Here is a 20,143-nt window from a genome sequence, read left to right as displayed (position 1 = left end):
TCCACATTCCATGGAGATAGTCTTCATCATTTTCTATTTTTGAAACACATGTTTCACTTTTTCAGCTGGAATATTACTTCCGCCTCTACCTTTTACATCTTCAATCATCATTGTAATGACCATATCTGGTGAATTTAAATCAAATGCAGCGAACCAGCCTAGTTCTTTTCCTTCGGCCTCTTTTGATACTTTTAATTCCGCTGTACCTGTTTTTCCAGCAAGAGTCATTCCATCAATTTTAGCAATTTTCCCAGTACCATCTGGATCATTAATTACTTTCGTCATGGCAGTTCTTAATATATCCTGATTGCCTTTTGAAATGACATTCTCTTTCCAAACTTTTGGTTGCTTATCTGTCTTAATAATATACGGAGAAGGTATGTTTCCATCATTAACAATTGGCGCGTACGTTAATGCTAGATGGAGCGGTGTCATTAAGACTTGTCCTTGTCCATAACCTGTGTCTGCCATTTGAATATCATTTTTAATACCATCATTGGCGATTTTAGAAGCTGGGAATCCATATTCAATTGGTAATTTCTCATCGAATCCGAATTTTTTCGCTTCACTCATAAATTTATCTTTTCCGATTTTCAAAGCTTCTTGTGCGAAATAAATATTATCCGAGTATTTCATCGCCTTATCCAAATCAATCGGATTTGCATCTTTCACACGTGTTACATAATAATTACCCCAAGAAGAATCTTTTGTCCATTTTAATCCTTCAATTTTCAACTCTTCTTTTGGATCAATCGTTTTCGTTTCAAGACCAATTGCAGCTGTAATAGGCTTAAATACAGATCCTGGAACTGATAATTGTGTAAATCGATTCGTCATCGGTTTTTTCGGATCATTATTCCATGCTTCGCGTTGTGCCTTCGATGTCCCTCGTGCAATTATATTAGGATCATATGCTGGACTACTTACTAGTGCAATTGTTTCTCCACTTTTCGGATTAATTGCTGCACTTGAACCAGCTTCGCCCTTCATTTCATTATACGTTTTTTCTTGAACAGCACTATCAATAGTTAAAGTTACATTTTCTCCATCAACAGCATCTGTTTTTGCTAAATTTTTAATTTCTTTTCCTTGCGCATCTTCTACAAAGACACGGCCACCTTTTTTACCGCGTAGCTTTTCCTCTAATACTTGCTCTAAACCGGCTTTACCAACTGGATCATCAGCTTGATAGCCTTTCTTTTGTAGCGTTTTTAAATCTTCAGCATTTACCTTTCCAATATAACCAGTCAGATGAGCTGCCGCTTCCCCTAACGGATATGTACGAACATTTACAGGTTTTGTTGAAACACCTGGTAAATCAATGTACGTATTTTGCGTTGCCCCCTCAGGCAAAATTCCAATTGGTACGAGATACCCTGGTTTTACCCATTTAGCAGCTAGTTTTTGATCAATTTCTTCTACAGACATATTTAACAACTTCGCTACTGTCTCTTTCGTTTGCGGAGCAGTATCGTCTAATTTTTCTGGAACTATTCCAATTTCAGAAGCTTTCCCATTCGTTGCAAGACCTTTTCCATTACGATCGTATATTTCACCACGTTTTGGCTCTGTCGTTTGCATACGCACTTTACTATCTTTTGTCATACCTGGGAATATAAAATCAGGAGTCCAATCTATTTTCCAAGATTCTTTATCTCCATCTTTTTCTTTCACCATTTTTGCTTCATGGGCAAAATTGATTTTACCACCGACTGTATCCATACTTACTTTAAAAGGAACAGGACCTTCATCTTTTTTATCTTCTTTTACTTCTCCTGCTTCTACTTTTAAGTTTTTCACTTCAATGCCAGAATAAATTTTTTCATATTTCTCAGTGAACTCTTTCTTCGAAATATCTTTTTTTGCCTTTTCTGATAATTGATCATACATTTCTGCAAATTTTTGTTTATTCCATGCTTTTGTATATGTATCAAACGCTTCTTGTGGTTTTTCTTCTTTACCGCATCCAACTAACATGAATGTTAAGCAAAGAAAAAGAATCCCCCATATCTTTCTCAATCAATTCTCCTCCTCTTTCTATATGAATACTTTTGAAAATTTTAGCATTTTTACATGCTAGATTTCATTATAGCACTATTGAATATCATCTATAAACTTATATTAATGAATACAAATAAAAAGATTGATGTGAATTTCACATCAATCCTTATTATTATTGTTGTTTCTCATATACATGATAATAGTACGTATACGGATTCTTTTCATCCGTTAAACCTTTTTCAACAAAAACTTCTTTCCAATTTGTCATATCCATTTCTGGAAAGAATGTATCACCTTCAAATGCGTAGTGGATTTTTGTTATATATAACTTGTCTACGTAAGGTAAAAAGAGATCATAAATTTGCGCTCCACCAAAAATAAAAATCTCCTCTTCATTTTTGCATAGTTCAAACACTTCTTCTACAGAATGTGCTACTTCACAACCTTCAACATGATACCCTTCATTACGAGTTACAATAATATTACGTCTTCCAGGCAGTGGTCTACCAATCGCTTCGTAGTTCTTTCTGCCCATAATAAGTGAATGGCCCATCGTTGTTTTCTTTACATACTGCAATTCACTTGGTAAACGCCAAGGTAAATTATTATCTTTGCCAATTACTCTATTCTCGTCCATTGCGACCATAAATGAAACAATCATTTTTTCATCTCCTCTACAATTATACTGCAACCGGTGCTTTAATTGCTGGGTGTGGATCATATCCTTCAATCGTTAAATCTTCCATTTCAAAATCGAATACAGATTTCACATCTGGATTTAATGTAAGTTTCGGGAATGGACGTGGTTCACGTGCCAATTGCTTTTCTACTTGTTCAAAATGATTCGTATAAATGTGTGCATCTCCAATTGTATGAACAAATTCTCCCACTTCAAGACTACATTCATGTGCAATTAAATGTGTTAGCAGTGAATAACTTGCAATGTTAAATGGAATTCCAAGGAATATGTCACCACTTCTTTGATATAGCTGACAAGAAAGTTTGCCATCTGCTACATAAAATTGGAATAGCGTATGACAAGGCGGTAATGCCATACTTGGTACATCTTCAGGATTCCAAGCAGAAACAATAAGGCGACGGGAGTCTGGCGTTTTTTTAATCATTTCAATTACATCTTTTAATTGATCAAGCGTCTCACCAGCTGTCGTTTTCCAGGCACGCCACTGCTTTCCGTATACATCTCCTAAATAACCATATTTATTCGAGAAATTGTCATCTTCTAAAACGTTCTTTTTAAACAATTCCATTTGCTCATCGTACTGCACTTTAAATTCCTCATCTTGTTGTGAACGAAGACCAAAATCAGTCATGTCAGGACCAGTATACTCATCGCTTTCTACCCAGCTCTTAAATGCCCATTCATTCCAAATATTATTATTATGCTGCAATAAATAACGAATATTTGTATCACCTTTCATAAACCAAAGCAGTTCACTTGCTACAAGGCGAAACGGCACTCTCTTTGTCGTTAATAAAGGAAAACCTTTACTTAGATCAAAACGCATTTGATATCCAAATACAGATACAGTGCCTGTCCCTGTACGATCTTCTTTCTTCGTACCATGCTCCATTACATGGCGGCATAAATTTAAGTATTCATTTTCAGCATGTTTCATATGTAGAAAAACCTTCTTTCAAATCTCTAGTCTATATGGATTTTATCATAAATTTAATGCTAACAGATTGAACAAACTAAATTTATAAAAAAACATTTCTATACTTAACAAAATTCTACTTCTGTATGTTCTTACAAAATCTAAATTCATATGCGCCTGAACCTAATTTCATTTCAGGCATATCACTTGCCTTCCAATCATCTTCCACTATTCGTAATGTGGCTGATGTATTTGTTGGCACATCAACGTTTAATACTGCTTGTCCATGTTCTACACGCCAATCAATTTTAATTTCTCCATATGCTGTTTCACGCTTTATACAAACCCCGTCTAAATTAGAATTAAAATGAGGCTGAATATAAAAATGTTTATATGCAGGTTTTGTCTCATCCATTTCTAATCCAATAATATATCGGTATATCCATTCAACAATAGAGCCATATGCGTAATGATTATAAGAATTCATGCTATCATTCCAAAGTGTTCCATCCTCTTTCACGCCATCCCAATGTTCCCAAATCGTTGTGGCACCTTTTTTCACTTGGTATAACCATGATGGATAATCTTCATAAAATAGAAGCTTACAAGCAAGGTCATGCCGGTTAAACTTGCTTAATATTAAATTCAAATACGGTGTTCCTATAAAACCTGTTGTTAAATGATTTTTATTTTCTTTTAGTAGCTCAATTAAGCGATTAAATACTTTCTCATTCACATCATCTTTCACTAGTTCAAAAAGAAGTACTAATATGTGGGCTGTTTGTGTATTTGAAATTAACCTACCATTTGGTGTAACGAATTCATTTTGAAATGCTTGAACAATATTCCTATGTAACTCTGCATATAATTTAGCATCTGTATTTTCACCTAAAATCTCAGCAATCCTTCGTAAAAGCGATGTAGAATAGGCATAATAAGCTGTCGCAATAAAATGCTTGTCTGTTCCGCCTTCATATACATCTGGTTTCGTATCTAATGCGAGCCAATCCCCTAAATGATAGCCTGTATCCCATAAATACTCGTTCTCACCTTGTGAACGTATGTAATCTATATACTTCTTCATACTTTCATATTGTTCTTTTAAAATCGATACATCTCCGTAATGTAAATAATGAACCCACGGACATATAATTGCTGCATCGCCCCAACCACCGGAAGTATCCAGATTAAAATCCGCTCTTTTTCCAAACGCATCTGGTATAACTAAAGGCACAGCTCCGTTTTTATTTTGGTCAAGCGATAAATCTTGAAGCCATTTTTTAAAGAACAATTGGACATTCATAATTTGCGTAGCTGTCCCAATGAACATTTGTGCATCTCCTGTCCATCCGAGTCGATCGTCTCGCTGCGGACAATCTGTTGGCACATCAAAAAAATTCCCTCTTTGAGACCATTCCACATTATGATGAAGTTGATTGATTAATGGATTGGACGTTTCGAATTCAGTCGTTTTTTCCATATCTGTATGTAATACAATCCCTTCAAAATCTGCTATTTGAGGCGGCTGGGTTAATCCACTTATTTTCACATACCTAAAGCCTTGATATGTAAAATGAGGCTCAAACGTTTCCTCTTCCTCTCCTTTTGCTATATACACTATTTTTTGTTTTGCCTTTCGGAGATTTCCAGCGTAAAAACTACCGTCTTTATCCAATATTTCAGCGTGATGCAATTCTATCTTTTGACCACTATAAACATGACGGACTATAAATTGAACCCAACCTACCATATTTTGCCCCATATCAATAAGCCATTCGTGATTCGGTAGTTTTGAAATAGAAATTGGTTTTATAATTTTCATTTTACGAATTGATTTATTTTCTTGCGCAACAACTATTTGTTTAGAATGCTCAAGTACTTCAACATTTTCTAGCTCTTGCACACTTTCTTCTAGTCTAGCATCGTATACTTCACCTTCATAAATTTCTGAGTACAAAATTGGGCTTGAAGTTACCTTCCATGTTTCATCCGTTACAATTTTTTCTTTCGTTCCATCTTCATACGTTATATGTAATTGAGCAATTATTGCTCGTCTTCTCCCGTAATAATTACGTACATGATGCACGGTAATCGGCCCTTTATACCAGCCGTTACCTACCAGAGTAGAAATATCATTTTGCCCTATCTTTAATACATGTGTTATATCATACGTTTGATACAATACTCTCTTATCATAACTTGTCCATCCAGGAGTAAAATAACAATCTCCAATACGCTCTCTATTAATAGAAGCCTCATATATTCCTAAACTAGTGATATATAAGCGTGCTTTTTTAACTGCTTTTTTAATAGAAAAACTTTTATTAAAAGACATAACTTGCGTTCGTTCTTTTTTCGCAGTAATCCAGTTTCCGCTCCAATTATCTTGCCCTTGTAACCCCGTCTCCCAAAATCCTACTTTAGACCAAGATGATTCTTCTCCGTAATTATCCCATACCTTTACCCGGTAAAAATAACGTGTCTCTTCTCTGTATGAAAATGAATTGATTGGTATATGTAAACTTTGATCTGTTTCTACTTTTTGCGAATCAAACATTAAAATTTCAAAATCTCTATCTTTCGCAACCTGCAGTTGATAAGCAAATTGTTTTACATTTCGGTTACTCGACTCAAGCTGCCAACTCATTTTCACAACTTTTGAATCTATACCTATCGGATTTTTTTTATTATCACAAAGCACTCTCTTTATTGTTAGCACACTTCTTCACCATCTTTTCTAAATATTAATTTAAATTAATTGTAATAAAAATAAAATTCTAAATAAATAATAATTTTATTCATTCTTACAAAATTATTAACTTTCCATAATTAAAAAGGTTTTCATTTTCTATTACCGAAAGTATAGTGCGGTAGAACAAAATTTATATTTGGAGGTTAGAAGTATGTCTAAAATTGAAACTCCTGTTATGTCTTCTTTGCAAACAACGGTTGAAAAAATGATGAAGGATTTAAATGTTCCTGGCGCTGCTGTAGCTGTTATAAAAGACGGTGAAGTTATTATTTCAGAAGGTTTCGGCTATCGAAATATAGAAACAAAAGAAGCTGTTACACCGAGTACTCGGTTCGCAATTGGTTCCTCAACGAAAGCTTTTGGGACACTTTCATTAAGCTTGTTGGCACAGCAAACAAAGTTTAATTGGGATACTCCTGTCCAGACTTATATACCTAACTTCTCTTTATCTGAACTACTTGCTAGCTCACAAGTTACAGGACGAGACTTAGCTTCCCATCGCACTGGGGTTAGTCGTCATGAGGCTCTTTGGTACAGCTCTTCCTTATCTCGAAAAGATCTCGTTGAAAAAATAAAACATTTACAACTTGATGCACCGTTCCGCACAGCATTTCTTTATAACAACTTAATGTATGCAACAATTAGCTACATTGTAGAAAACATTACGAATCAAACGTGGGAGCAATACGCTACAGAACATATTTTAGAACCTTTAAATATGAGACATACAAATTTCTCTGTTACAGATTCACAAACTACAGATGATTATGCTTTACCTTACGTTGAAAATGAAGATGAAATAAAAGAAGTTCCATTCCGCAATATTGATACGGTTGGCGCTGCTGGGTGTATTAATTCTACAATTGAAGATATGGCAAATTGGGTCCTTCTTCACTTAAACGAAGGGAAATTTGGAGATCATGAATTAATCTCCTCTGAATTATTACAACAAATGTATACACCACATAATTCCATTCCAGATCAACCAGTTTTATCACTTCCTGAATCTCCATTAAATAGTTACGGCCTTGGTTGGTTTATTAGCGCTTATCGTGGTAATAAGGTAATTCATCATGGCGGTAATATTGATGGGTTTTCAGCACTTGTTTCATTCATACCAACAGAAAACATTGGCCTTGTCATTTTAACGAATGCTGGAGGCACACTACTTCCTACTTATCTCGCTAATCAAATTTATGACGAACTACTTGAATTAGAATCCATTAATTGGCATAAACGTGCTGTAGCAGATACTGAAAAAATGAAGGAAATGATGAAAGAAGCAACTGAATCCATTCCTAAACAAATTGAAGGGACTACACCTTCTCACAAATTAGAGGATTATACCGGTACTTTCGAGCATCCTGCATATGGAACATTACAAGTATACAAACGAGATGATTCGTTATATGTACAATTTATGGAGATGGATATTCAATTAGCGCATCATCATTTCGACATCTTCTCTGCAAAAGTTGATTTATTCCAAATGAAAATGAGTTTATTATTCGTTTATGAAATGAATATAAGTGGTGAATTCCCATCCCTTCAGTTACATGTACCAGCTATGTTAAGTACGCAGCCGCTTGCATTTAAGAAAATTAAATAAATATTTTAATAGAGGGATGATAACACATCCCTCTATTCCTCTTTTCTCTATGCAAAAAAGGATAATACGTAAAGGGTACAGAATTCTATTATTTAACTAATTAAATTATCTGGAGGAAAAGCTGTGTACACAGAAATTTTCAAAGAAGTTGTTTCGATTACTCATCACGATTATTCCGGTTGTATTGATAAAAAAGGATGGGACGATCCTACTACTTATTTACAGACAATCGAGAAATTAGAGAAACACGGAGAACTGACACCAGTTCATTTCACTGAAATTGTACGTGATTACTTACTAGACTTTAAAGATAATCATATGTTTTTCAAAATGTACTCTAACAATCAACCACTTAACAGTGTTGGCTTCCAAGTGAAAAGATACGAAGATCGCCTATATATTACATCCACTTCACACGAAGTAAGAGTGAAAAAAGGACAGTCTATACTAGCATTAGATAATATGAAAATTCCTGAGCTATTAATAAAATATAAGAAGTATTTAAATGAAGCTACATATGAACGCGAAAAATGGGATTATGTTTTATTAAAATCGTCAAATTGTACACTTATAGATGAAGATGGATTGACTCAAACAATTACTTTACAAAAGTATAAACAAAATGAATACACGCCTATTCATTCATTTAAACAGCATAATAAAGATACACTTTTAATTACTTTGACAGATTTCGCAAACACTGAAGCTATTAATAAATTATTAGACTCACACAAAAATGAGCTAAATTCTTTTCCCAATTTAATTATTGATGTGCGTTTGAATCGTGGTGGAAGTGATGATGCATTTTTTAAATTACTTCCTTACATATTCAAAGACAAAGAGATTTCCCTTTTCGATTCTTCAGATACAATGCAATTAAATCATACGGAACGAAACTTTCATTTACGTATGAAAGACATCGAAATGGAAGATTATGATTCTTTAGACGAACTTTCCAAAATATTCACAGATATATTTATTCAAGATTTAAAAAAGAATTATAAAAAAGGGTTCGTTACATTTGATCCTTCTGAATTACCAAAAGAACTTCAATCATTAACAATACACGGTAGAAAATCACCTACTAGAGTAGTGATATTAACAGATGTTACATGCGGAAGTTCTGGTGATTCTTTTGTAGAAGTTGCAAAAAAATCATCGAAAGTAAAAGTAATAGGTCGTCCTACTGCTGGTTTAAATGATTATTCTAATTTAGCGGTAATGAAATGGGCTGATACATTCGCTCTTTATTACCCTACTTCACGGCTTTCTATTATAGATAAAGGCGAAGGAATGTCCGGAATTGGTATACAACCACATATACATATCCCATGGACTCCGGAACATATACAAGAAGATATAGATGTAAAGTTAGCATTACAACTGCTTCAAAACGAAGAATGGTAAAAAATAAAGGTAGATGTGAATCACACCTACCTTTTCTATTTCATATCAATCTTTTCTGGTTGAAACCAAATTGGCTTTAATAACTCAAAGTTTTTATGATCCTCTAAAACGATAGTAAGGCGTTCTAACGTATCATCTAACATATGTGGTGCTGCTCGTAATGACCAGACAACTGATGAGAAAACCGTCATGCCAACATATACCGCATATAAATTCCAGAACTCCTCTGGTATTTTCCCATTAAAGTAGCCTTCTATTTGTCCGATTGAATACGGAATACTAATGTCTCTTGCAAATAGTGCAATCTTTACGAAATCATGAAGTGGGTCGCCCCAGTCATAGCCATTAAAATCAACAACACCTACATATTTCCCATCTCGCACAATTATATTTTCTAAATGAAAATCATCGTGTTGAAATCGATTTGGGCGGTTCTTTAAATATTTTTCATTTTCATCTATAAACTTTATGATTTTATCATCATTTTTTATTTTTATTCCACATGTTTTATATGCCTCTACATATTTTTGGTGTTTTTTCATTGCTCTTTCATACCATGGAAGAATATCCTTAGAAGCTTCATATGTATGCATTTTTGCTAAATCTTTTCCTGCCTCTATACCAATTTCATATTGTTCTTTTGGTGAATACGTAGGCAATAGTTTCTTCGCATCTTCCCCTTCTATATATGAGAAAATACTATATACACCTTCTTCTTCCAATACACCTATTTCAATCGGCCTTTGTGCCTGTACGTTACGTTTTACCATTTCATTTAAAATTTGAAATTCTATTTTCCTTCTTTCATACTCTTGTATATCGCCAATCCGTAACAAATATTTTTCATTATCAATTGTCGTAACTATATATTTCTTATCAGGAGAGAAACCTTTAGAAATTTCTTCAATATTAACTGCATCTTTTACTATCTGTATATTGTTTTGCCATGCTGTAATTGTTTTCATGTATATTCCCCTTACATTTCTACATTTTGTGTATACGCTACTTCTATAATAAATCCATTCGGATCGTAAAAATCAATTGTATAATACCCTTCCGAATAATGATTCATTTCAATTGGACCACGTATTATCTTTATTTTCGTACTAGAAAGAAACTCTGCTACCTCATCAACTACTTCTCTATGAATAGCTTGGTAACAAATATGTCTAGGGCCTAACGTCCTTACGATTTCCTCATCTACTTCTTTAAAATATATTTCACTTTCTCCCGTACTATATGATACTTCATTTAGCTTTCTCCATCCAATTATGGAAAACAACATATCGTAAAAAGAAATAGATTCATCTAAACTCGCTACCCAAAATTCAATATGATGAATACCTGCTCGAAGTGTATTCATATTAAGAATACGCCCCTTGTACTATTTGCACAATTTCCATTGGTGTATTGACCATATAATCTGGTGCATCTTTTTTCACTGTTTCAATAACATCATACCCCCAAGATACCCAAATTACGTTCACCCCTGCCTTTTTACACGCTACTACGTCTCGCTGTTCGTCACCGACGTATAACATATCTTTCTCTGTTATTTTTTTCGATCTTAAAAATCTTTTTATCATTTTATCTTTACCGAACAAATTTTTAGAACAATATACCTCTTGTATATTTTCTATATCATTATTGTGTAAAAATGCCCGAATGTGCTCTTCTGAGTTAGAAGATATAACGGCAATTCCGTATCCTTTTTTATGTAGTTCATCTAATACATCCTTCATCCCATGAAACAAAATAAGATCTTTTATAGCAGGTTGATACAATTTATAAAACTCAAGTGCTAATATCGGTAGTTTATACAGTGGTACATCGAGTTGTTTACATCGCTCTGGCATCGTTAATTTACGTAAATACTCAATTTCTTCTTCCCTTACCGTTTTATATCCGTGCTTTTCAGCAAGTTGATTATAAATTGGTACAAATATATTTTGTGAATCTACTAATGTGCCATCAAAGTCAAAAACAATATACTTTTGCATTCCCATACTCCCTTTGCTTCTTTTTCTAAACCTATCTTATTCAACACCGTAGTTGTCTTACCCTTCTATATACATAAAAAAGAACAAGATTTTCTCTTGTTCTTTTTAAGAAAGCCACTTTGGCGGTATATTCGTATTCCAATAAATATTCCCTAATTCATGGTGTCCTGAGTACCCATCATCAAAACGGTGATAGTGGAAATTAAAATAATAACCATCTTGCGGTGGATGATCTCTTCTTACATGAAATCGCAATAAGTCATTTCCTGATTTCGTGTCATACACATGAAAAATCTTTTCATTATTTCCGCCAGCTGGTCTTTGAGAAATCGCTAATGATTGCAATGACTCCTCTGGCACATCACTTGCAAGCTCAGCAATTGCCTCTTCAATTTTCGGTAATATTACATCTTTAAACTCATCTTCAATTACTGGACCAATTTTAGTGCCAAACTTTTGCATCGACTGCTTCTCTGCTTCTTGCATTGCGTACGTAATAAAAGTATCAGTGGTTAACCTGTCATTCGTTTCTTCATATGTATAGGACGTACTCTCCAAATTTTGTTGCCCAGCTGTGCTCGTAGGCTTGTCCGCAGCTTTGGCATTATCAAGCAATATGGAAGGAGGCGTCACTAAACCAAATGTAAATACGGTAATTAATGCGACTAAGGTTTTTCTAAACCAATTTGGCATGTATGTTCCCTCCCCTTTCACTCATTATGTTTTATATAACGGTTGTTCCTTCTATTATACAAAATGATTGTAATTTTTGCACTTTACAATTTTGTTAACGTTCACATATTTTTCACTTGAATATGAAATTGTAAGATTTCATACAATATAAGTACAACAACAATGAGGAGGCAATCCGATGACTTTAGACGTCATGTATTCCGCCGCAAGCATACTCGTTTTAGTATATTTTCTTTATCAATGTGTGACAGATTAGAAAAAGAGCCGTTTAGCGGCTCTTTTTCTATGGTAAAAATACAATCCAACCAATCCATATTATAAAAATAACCCCGGTAATTACAGCTGGTAATAAATAAAAATGAGAAAGGATAACTATTCCATACAAAAGTAGTACTGGAAGTAATAAATAGCGATCTGCCTTCCATCTTAACAATAGTAATTTTCCTTCATCACAATATAAATGAAGAAACATTTTTTTCGTAAATTCATTCCAATAATCGCGCGCATAACGAGAAATTGCAACTAAAGTAAATGCAAGAATAATAGCTGCAATCCACCTCGGACTCATAATAATACTGACAGTGCTTATACATACAATTTGAATATAGAATATTCGTGCACTACTTGTACGGAAAAATTCTTTTAAAAAGGATTCAACAATACGAGATTCCTTTTTCTTCCCTAAAAACTTTTTAGAACGCGGAAACATCCACGGTTTTTTATTCGAACTACTCGGTTTAGCTGTATGACCACCAACTTGCATAATCCCACTTGTCCAGCGCATACTTTCTTCTTTCTCTTTCTCAACTTCTTTAAAAAAGCAATTTTTATAATTCAATTTTTCTTTTATCAATACGATAATTAGTAAAACTGCTAGACCGATACTTAGTATAGAATAAAATGGATTTTTATAAATAAGAAGCAGACTCACTCCAAAAAAGGTTAAACTTATAGAAAACATTACATTTTTTATAATCCATAGTAGCCATCGTTTCCCCACACGTACATGAATAAATCTCGTTAATAACGACAACAGAAATCGAAATACAGTAAAAAACAGCCAAAATAATACGACTTGTATTTTCGTCACTCCGATACTTTTCATCAACACTGGTAACATAGCAACTACTACTATTACATTCGTTATCGCTATTCGAATAAACGTATATGTCATGCCATACTGGATTAACTTTTGCATGTGAGCGGGATACGAAATTAAAAATAAACTATCCGCTTGCTCAAAAAATGAGCGAACTCCTCTTCCATATGTCATCACATAAAATGCGAGTAGACCTAATCCGAAATAAATAGTCTCTCCCATCGATAATTCTTCCGTCCATAGTGAACGATAATAAATCCCCATAAATATAAATGCTGGAATAAGAATATATAGCGCAACTGTCCAATCCGTTATAGAACGTATGGACTTCCATTTGCGGCCCAGTTCATGGCGCAATCTTTTATAAAATTGTTGTTTAATCATGTTGTTCACGCCTTACAATTCCATCAAAACAGTCTAATAATGAACTCCCTGGCATTTCTGCTAACGTTTGGATTGCTTCTAAATGTCCATCTGCAACTAATGTACCTTGTGAAATGAGTAAAAATCTCTCACAAATTCTTTCAGCTGTGTCTAATACGTGCGTACAAAGTAATATACCCGCGCCACGTTCTTTTTCTTTATATAAATAACTTAAAAATTCTTTCGTAGCTACTGGATCTAAACCGATAAAAGGTTCATCAATGATATAAAAATCTGGTTCAGTTAAAAATGCCAAAATGAGCATCGATTTTTGTTTCATACCTTTTGAAAACTTTGATAAATACTCATGCTTATGCTTATCCATTCGAAACATATGTAATAACTCGTCCGCTTTCCTTTCCCAGCTCCCTACTTCGTTTCCTCGAGCAGCCATTAATAATTCAATATGTTCCCAGAGCGTCAAATAATCATAATAAGTTGGATGTTCGGGCACGTATGCATACGGATTTTTCTTTTCACCAAATGATATTTCACCATTCACATTTACAAGTAACCCGAGCATCGTTTTAATCGTTGTACTTTTCCCGGCACCATTTGCGCCAATAAGAGCAACTAATTCGCCTTGCTCAATCGAAAAGGCAATATCATGAATTGTTTTTTCACCTATTTCATATCCAGCAGAACGGATATTTACTTCTAACATACATTCCCCTTCTTTCCATTTCCAATACAAACTAGGAAAAGAATAACATATAAATATCTATATATCATTATAAAATATTTATTTTCATAGCAGGAATAAATATTTTTTAACAGAATACTTAATGTTTGATTACATTTAATTGGAGTGGATAATATGTCTTTTCAAATTCGTGAAGCTACGATAGACGATATAGATGCACTTTGCTCTTTAACAACAGAACTAAAAGGTTCCTCTATTTCATATGAAGATATGAACAACCGATTACAATTCGTACAAATGAGTCCTTTTGATTTTCTATATGTTTATGAAGAAGAGGACACTATATTTGGATTACTTGGGTTTCGTATACGTGAAAATTTAGAAGATGTAACTCGGTACGGGGAAATTTCAATTATTAGCGTTGATTCTACAATACGACGGAAAGGCATTGGGCAAGTATTAATGGATTACGCAGAGCAATTAGCAAAGAAACATAATTGTATCGGCACATGGCTAGTCAGTGGAACAAAAAGATTAGAAGCACATCCTTTTTACAAAAAATTAGGATATGAAGTGAATGGATATCGATTTGTGAAACACTTTTAAACTACTTATAAATGGAAAGGACTATAACTATGACAAACATGGAAGCTATTTTTATTGATCGTGACGGTACAATTGGTGGTGACACTACAATACATTATCCAGGCTCTTTTACATTATTTCCTTTCACAAAAGCAGCTCTGCAAAAACTAAAAGCTCAAAATATAAAAATTTTCTCTTTCACAAATCAACCAGGTATCGCAGATGGGATAGCAACTGTAGCTGATTTTGCACAAGAATTAGAAGACTTCGGTTTTGATGATATATACGTATGTCCTCATAAACACGGTGATGGTTGTGAATGCCGTAAACCTGGTACAGGTATGCTGCTGCAAGCAGCTGAAAAACATGGGCTTGATTTAAAAAAATGCGCTGTAATTGGTGATCGCTGGACTGATATCGTTGCAGGCGCAACAGTACATGCGACAACGATATTAGTTCGAACAGGCGCTGGATATGATGCTTTACATACCTACCGAGACAAATGGGTACATATTGAACCAAACTACATTGCAGAAAACTTTGAAGATGCTACAAATTGGATTTTAAATCAACAATAATACAAATTAAAAGAGACGTTTTCACAATGAAAACGTCTCTTTTAATCTTATATTTTTTTAAAACGTTAATTCATAATGGAAATAACGATTATCTCTCAAATAACCATTTTCAGCATATAATCGCTGTGCTGATAAATTATCAATCTCCGTTTGTAATTTTACACCTTTTGCACCATTTTCTAATGCAAATTCTTTAGCAGCTTCTAGTAATTTTTTACCTGTTCCTGCTCCGCGCTTAGTGGCTTGTACAAATAAATCATTTAAAATCCATAATTCTTTCATCGAAATGGAAGAAAATGATGGATATAATTGTGTGAAACCAATATATTCGCCGTCTTCAACTGCCACAAAAATAACGGATTCTTTTCTCTCGATTCGACTTCGCAAAAATACTTTTGCTCCTTCTAAATCGGAATCTTGTCTATAAAACATACGATAGTTATTAAAAACTGATGCTAGTCCATCTAAATCTGCAATTGTTGCCTCATATATTCTCATTTTACTCCATTCCCCTTCCAATACTGTCTCATTATATCCGTTGCCCATTTAGGCTGTACAATTTCTTCTTTCGGCATAAACTCTTTCATTATCGGCTTTATATCCAATATAGGTGTGCCATCAATAGCATCTAACCCCTCAACAATAATTGATTTACCTTCTCTTTTGATCACTTTTACAATTGTTGCTCCTATGCGATTCGGACGATTTTTCCCGCGCTGTGCAAAAATGCCTACTTTAGGATAATCATTATTATTTCTAGGATGTCTAGCAAAATATTGAATTTGTTCATCAGTTACTTTATGAAAATAAAAAACAACTTCAATATGAGAAAAATCTTCAATCCCTTGTATACTTTCCTCTGTATACATTTCAGTTAAAGTAATACAGGATCTTACTTCTCCCCACTCATCATCTTTTATTTCCTTTCTTTCATTATGTACAAATGCGATTGGTTGAACTGAAAACATACGCATTCCCCCTCGATTGTAACCACTTACATTATAAAATATTTTCTGAATGTTTTCCACAAACTTGACTAGGTTACATAATATAATTATAATCTATTTTGTAAAGCGAAATTAACTGCTTCAACTGCATGTATATAAGTTGTGTCGAATATCGGAACTGATATGTCTCCCTGCTTTATTAATAATCCTATTTCTGTACAACCTAATATAATTCCTTGGGCCCCTTCTTGTACTAGCTCTTCTATAACTCTTTTATAATACTCTCTAGATTGAGATGTTATCTTTCCTAAACATAATTCTGTATATATTACTTCGTTTATCTTTTCTCTATCCTTTTCTGATGGAACCATTACTTTTATACGATTCTCTTCTATGCGTAATTTATAAAAGTCTTGCTCCATTGTATATTTAGTTCCAAGTAAACCAACCTTTTGAATATCTTTCCTTTTAATTTCTTTCGCAGTTGCATCAGCGATATGTAAGACTGGAATATGAATATTCTCCTTTATTTTCTCAACTACTTTATGCATTGTATTTGTGCAAATAATTATAAAATCTGCTCCTCCCATCTGTAACGAATATGCCGCATTTCCTAATATTTTTCCTGCTCCATTCCAATCTCCGTTAGACTGGAATCGTTCAATCTCTTCAAAGTCCACACTATTAATCATACATTTTGCTGAATGTAATCCTCCCAATCTCTCTTTTATTTCTTCATTTATGATTCGATAATATTCAGAAGTGGATTCCCAACTCATACCACCAATTAAACCTATTGTTTTCATTACACAACACCCACCTTATACTATTTTTTAAAACTAATCACAACATTTTATTATGTATATTATACACAATAAAACAAGACTTTACGTTTATACTATAAAGTCTTGTTTTAACTATTTCCAAGGAAATTTTATAAGAATATTCTGAAATTATTTTTCTGATGTTTTTATAAAATCTTCATATTGATAATGAAAACATTCTCGATACAACTGTTTAATTTCATCATATGATGGCACACGTGGATTATTTGCTGGACTTCCACTTTCAATTGCATCTGATGCCATTTTAGAAATAGCTGTTTCAAATTCAACTTCACCAATTCCGTATTCTTTTAAATTTGGAATACGAAGATCAAAACAAAGTTTTTTTATTTCCCTCAGCGTGTAGTCGGCTACTTCTTCATCACAATAGGAATACAAATCTTTATTTAAACAACGTCCAATATCCGCTAGTCTTTTTACTGCACTAACTTTTGTATATTGTAAAACTGTAGGTAATAGTATTGCATTCGATATACCATGTGGTACATGAAATAACGCTCCTACCGGCCTTGACATTCCATGAACTAACGTAACAGATGCATTGGAAAATGCGATTCCAGCTTGTAAGGAAGCAATCATCATCGCTTCTCTTGCCTCCATATTCTCTCCATCCTCATATGCAATACGTAAATATTTCATAATACTTTCAATAGCGGAAAGTGCAAGTACATCGGTAAGTGATTGTGAAACTTTAGAAATATATGCTTCAACTGCATGACATAATGCATCTATCCCTGTTGCTGCTGTAATATGAGATGGTACCGAACGCGTTAAAATCGGGTCAATAATCGCTACTTGTGGGATAAAACTCGGATGTTTCATCATCATTTTTACATCGGTTCCTTTATTCGTAATTACTGCTACACTTGTTACTTCCGATCCAGTACCAGAAGTTGTTGGGATTGCAATTAGTGGTAGCGGATCGTTGTCTATTTCCATATCTTTTTGGACATAATCTTCCACTTCTCCACCATTTGTATATAACACCGCAACTGCTTTCGCTGCATCAATACAACTTCCACCACCAATACCAATAATAAAATCACACTTTCCTTCTTTACAAAGTGTTAACGCTTCTAACACGTGTATATTTGTAGGCTCAGCATTTACTTTATTATATGTACTAACAGTAATACCTTTCGTATTTAATTGTTGTATACACCTCTTAACATATCCTAAATTCTCCATAATTGTATCCGTAACTATAAACGCTCTTTTCCCCAACTTCTTAGATTGTTCCCCCAGCTTTTCAAGCGAATTTCTTCCATATAATACGGACTTCGGCATACGAAATTCAGCAACTTCTTGCAAGTACTCCACCCCTTCTTACCCTAGTTAATGTTTTAGTTTATAAAATATCGACTTAATAAATTCCTGTTACAGTGTAGAATGCAATTACTAAAAATACGGCAACCGTTTTCAAAACTGTAATGGCAAAAATATCTTTATATGACTGTTTATGTGTTAAACCTGTTACTGTAAGAATAGTAATAATAGCTCCGTTATGTGGTAATGTATCCATTCCTCCCGATGCCATTGACACGATACGGTGCATTACTTCTAATGGAATATCAAATTGATTGGCCGCTGCAATAAACTTATCTCCCATCGCACTTAAAACAATCCCCATTCCTCCTGATGCAGAGCCTGTAATACCGGCTAAAATATTCGTCGTTACTGCTCCATTCACTAAAGGATTTGTGAATGTGGCAGAAATACCATCTCTCATAATCGCGAATCCTGGAAGTGCTGCGATGACACCACCGAATCCAAACTCAGCTCCTGTATTCATTGTTGCAAGTAGCGCTCCACCAATACTTGTATTCAATCCAGCTTGAAATCCTGTTACTACTCGTTTCCAATATAATAATAACGTTGTTACAATACCTATAATAAGTGCCAATTCTACTGACCAAATTCCAACTACTGCACTTAATTCTACTTTGCCAAATGCTTTCATACCAATTGCAGAAAAATCAAAACCATTCGGATACCACTTCGGTATCATAATAGTAAACACCTTATTCATTACACCTACTAAAATAAGTGGTATAAAAGCAATCACTTGCTGAACTCTTGTAATTTCAATACTTTTAAGTAACGGCATATCTTTTTGTTCTACTTGCAAAGAAGCTGCCATTTCAGTATCCCCATCGTTAAAACCAAGATACCCTTCTCCTGCTGCTTTCGCCTTCTTACGTCTACTCTCTAAATATAGTAAACCTAACGTAAGTACAAAAATTGCACCTACAATACCAAGTATCGGCGCAGCATAAATGTCCGTTTTAAAAAATGTTGTAGGTATTACGTTTTGAATTTGTGGTGATCCAGGTAGCGCATCCATTGTAAACGTGACTGCTCCAAGTACAATCGTTCCAGGGATTAAACGCTTCGGAATATTCGCTTGTCGAAACAGCTTAGCTGCGAACGGATAAACAGCAAACACTACTACATACACACTAACACCGCTATACGTTAAGATAGCACCCATTAATACAATCGCTAATATCGTACGTTTTTCACCAACTAACTCTATAATTGTCTTTGCAATCGAGTCTGCAATTCCTGACATTTCAACTACTTTCCCAAATATTGCCCCAAGTAAAAATACAGGGAAATATAGTTTAATAAAACCTACCATTTTCTCCATAAAGATATTCGAAAAGAAAGGTAATACAAAACTAGGCTCTGTCAAAAATACCGCAAATAATGCAAATATCGGTGCAAATAAAATAACAGAAAACCCTCTATATGCTACAAACATTAGTAAACTAAGTGCTAATAATATAATAACTAACTCCAATTATATCCCCCTTTTAGACTGAAAATTCGAACTTTTATAGATGAACTTCTACTAATCTTTTGATTCTGACACCCCTCCTCCTATTCATACAAATTTTTCATGCTAAAAATGTCTAATTATAAGTATTCGATTACATATGAAA

Annotated in this window: 19 protein-coding genes; 4 read left to right on the top strand and 15 right to left on the bottom strand. The window is 34.0% G+C overall.

Annotated elements, in window-relative coordinates:
* Window positions 1-33: 33 nt before the first annotated feature.
* The 4 genes from pbpC to ACLBWW_RS16885 form a co-directional block, all read right to left on the bottom strand.
* Window positions 34-2,019, bottom strand: coding sequence for a penicillin-binding protein 3 (pbpC, locus tag ACLBWW_RS16900; RefSeq protein ID WP_048541199.1), 1,986 nt, complete (start codon window positions 2,017-2,019; stop codon window positions 34-36).
* A 154-nt stretch (window positions 2,020-2,173) separates the two neighbouring features.
* Complete coding sequence (locus tag ACLBWW_RS16895; RefSeq protein WP_000637215.1) at window positions 2,174-2,662, bottom strand: dihydrofolate reductase; 489 nt, start codon at window positions 2,660-2,662, stop codon at window positions 2,174-2,176.
* 19 nt (window positions 2,663-2,681) lie between these two features.
* Window positions 2,682-3,638 carry a thymidylate synthase gene (locus ACLBWW_RS16890; protein WP_048541197.1) on the bottom strand — a complete coding sequence of 319 codons (957 nt, stop codon included), beginning with the start codon at window positions 3,636-3,638 and terminating at the stop codon, window positions 2,682-2,684.
* A gap of 115 nt (window positions 3,639-3,753) precedes the next feature.
* Window positions 3,754-6,336, bottom strand: coding sequence for a family 78 glycoside hydrolase catalytic domain (locus ACLBWW_RS16885; RefSeq protein WP_447614135.1), 2,583 nt, complete (start codon window positions 6,334-6,336; stop codon window positions 3,754-3,756).
* 184 nt (window positions 6,337-6,520) lie between these two features.
* On the opposite strand from ACLBWW_RS16885, the gene ACLBWW_RS16880 reads away from it, so the two are divergent.
* The gene (locus ACLBWW_RS16880; RefSeq protein ID WP_098122430.1) at window positions 6,521-7,978 is read left to right on the top strand and encodes a serine hydrolase; all 1,458 of its coding nucleotides are present in this window, start codon (window positions 6,521-6,523) and stop codon (window positions 7,976-7,978) included.
* A gap of 123 nt (window positions 7,979-8,101) precedes the next feature.
* Complete coding sequence (locus ACLBWW_RS16875; RefSeq protein ID WP_048541183.1) at window positions 8,102-9,385, top strand: S41 family peptidase; 1,284 nt, start codon at window positions 8,102-8,104, stop codon at window positions 9,383-9,385.
* A 35-nt stretch (window positions 9,386-9,420) separates the two neighbouring features.
* Here ACLBWW_RS16875 and ACLBWW_RS16870 read toward each other — a convergent pair whose 3' ends face one another.
* The 6 genes from ACLBWW_RS16870 to ACLBWW_RS16845 all read right to left on the bottom strand — a co-directional run bounded on the left by ACLBWW_RS16870 (window position 9,421) and on the right by ACLBWW_RS16845 (window position 14,264).
* Window positions 9,421-10,350, bottom strand: a complete 930-nt coding sequence (locus tag ACLBWW_RS16870) for an aminoglycoside phosphotransferase family protein (protein WP_048541181.1) — start codon at window positions 10,348-10,350, stop codon at window positions 9,421-9,423.
* Between the two features lie 11 nt (window positions 10,351-10,361).
* Complete coding sequence (locus ACLBWW_RS16865) at window positions 10,362-10,748, bottom strand: VOC family protein (protein ID WP_048541179.1); 387 nt, start codon at window positions 10,746-10,748, stop codon at window positions 10,362-10,364.
* A 1-nt stretch (window position 10,749) separates the two neighbouring features.
* Window positions 10,750-11,385, bottom strand: coding sequence for an HAD family hydrolase (locus tag ACLBWW_RS16860; protein ID WP_048541177.1), 636 nt, complete (start codon window positions 11,383-11,385; stop codon window positions 10,750-10,752).
* A gap of 105 nt (window positions 11,386-11,490) precedes the next feature.
* Window positions 11,491-12,078 (bottom strand): YpjP family protein, encoded by a 588-nt coding sequence (locus ACLBWW_RS16855; protein ID WP_001134418.1) that lies wholly within the window; start codon window positions 12,076-12,078, stop codon window positions 11,491-11,493.
* 283 nt (window positions 12,079-12,361) lie between these two features.
* The gene (locus ACLBWW_RS16850; protein ID WP_048540874.1) at window positions 12,362-13,561 is read right to left on the bottom strand and encodes an ABC transporter permease; all 1,200 of its coding nucleotides are present in this window, start codon (window positions 13,559-13,561) and stop codon (window positions 12,362-12,364) included.
* Window positions 13,554-14,264: an ABC transporter ATP-binding protein gene (locus tag ACLBWW_RS16845; RefSeq protein WP_048540876.1), complete on the bottom strand. Its 711-nt coding sequence runs from the start codon at window positions 14,262-14,264 to the stop codon at window positions 13,554-13,556. Before ACLBWW_RS16845 ends, ACLBWW_RS16850 begins: the two co-directional genes overlap by 8 nt.
* 153 nt (window positions 14,265-14,417) lie before the next feature.
* Here ACLBWW_RS16845 and ACLBWW_RS16840 point away from each other — a divergent pair, with 153 nt between their 5' ends.
* Together ACLBWW_RS16840 and ACLBWW_RS16835 are read left to right on the top strand one after the other, a co-directional pair.
* Window positions 14,418-14,849: a GNAT family N-acetyltransferase gene (locus ACLBWW_RS16840; RefSeq protein WP_048540878.1), complete on the top strand. Its 432-nt coding sequence runs from the start codon at window positions 14,418-14,420 to the stop codon at window positions 14,847-14,849.
* Between the two features lie 29 nt (window positions 14,850-14,878).
* Window positions 14,879-15,406 carry an HAD-IIIA family hydrolase gene (locus tag ACLBWW_RS16835; protein ID WP_048540881.1) on the top strand — a complete coding sequence of 176 codons (528 nt, stop codon included), beginning with the start codon at window positions 14,879-14,881 and terminating at the stop codon, window positions 15,404-15,406.
* A 57-nt stretch (window positions 15,407-15,463) separates the two neighbouring features.
* On the opposite strand, the gene ACLBWW_RS16830 is transcribed toward ACLBWW_RS16835, so the two are convergent.
* The 5 genes from ACLBWW_RS16830 to ACLBWW_RS16810 form a co-directional block, all read right to left on the bottom strand.
* Entirely contained in the window at window positions 15,464-15,904 is a 441-nt protein-coding gene (locus tag ACLBWW_RS16830) for a GNAT family N-acetyltransferase (protein ID WP_048540883.1), read from the bottom strand.
* A complete protein-coding gene (locus ACLBWW_RS16825) occupies window positions 15,901-16,374 on the bottom strand; it encodes an SAM-dependent methyltransferase (protein WP_048540885.1) in 474 nt (157 codons plus the stop codon). The genes ACLBWW_RS16830 and ACLBWW_RS16825 overlap by 4 nt, the downstream gene beginning before the upstream one ends.
* Window positions 16,375-16,460: 86 nt before the next feature.
* The gene (locus ACLBWW_RS16820; RefSeq protein WP_048540887.1) at window positions 16,461-17,159 is read right to left on the bottom strand and encodes an aspartate/glutamate racemase family protein; all 699 of its coding nucleotides are present in this window, start codon (window positions 17,157-17,159) and stop codon (window positions 16,461-16,463) included.
* 147 nt (window positions 17,160-17,306) lie between these two features.
* On the bottom strand, window positions 17,307-18,509 hold the full coding sequence (eutG, locus tag ACLBWW_RS16815) for an alcohol dehydrogenase EutG (RefSeq protein ID WP_142313678.1): 1,203 nt from the start codon (window positions 18,507-18,509) through the stop codon (window positions 17,307-17,309).
* Between the two features lie 52 nt (window positions 18,510-18,561).
* Window positions 18,562-20,001: a GntP family permease gene (locus ACLBWW_RS16810; protein ID WP_048540890.1), complete on the bottom strand. Its 1,440-nt coding sequence runs from the start codon at window positions 19,999-20,001 to the stop codon at window positions 18,562-18,564.
* Window positions 20,002-20,143 lie beyond the last annotated feature (142 nt).

It is taken from the genome of Bacillus sp. M5A3_1b (assembly GCF_053345335.1).
The sequence above is the reverse complement of the archived record's forward strand: the minus strand, read 5'-3'. Positions and strand labels throughout refer to the sequence as shown.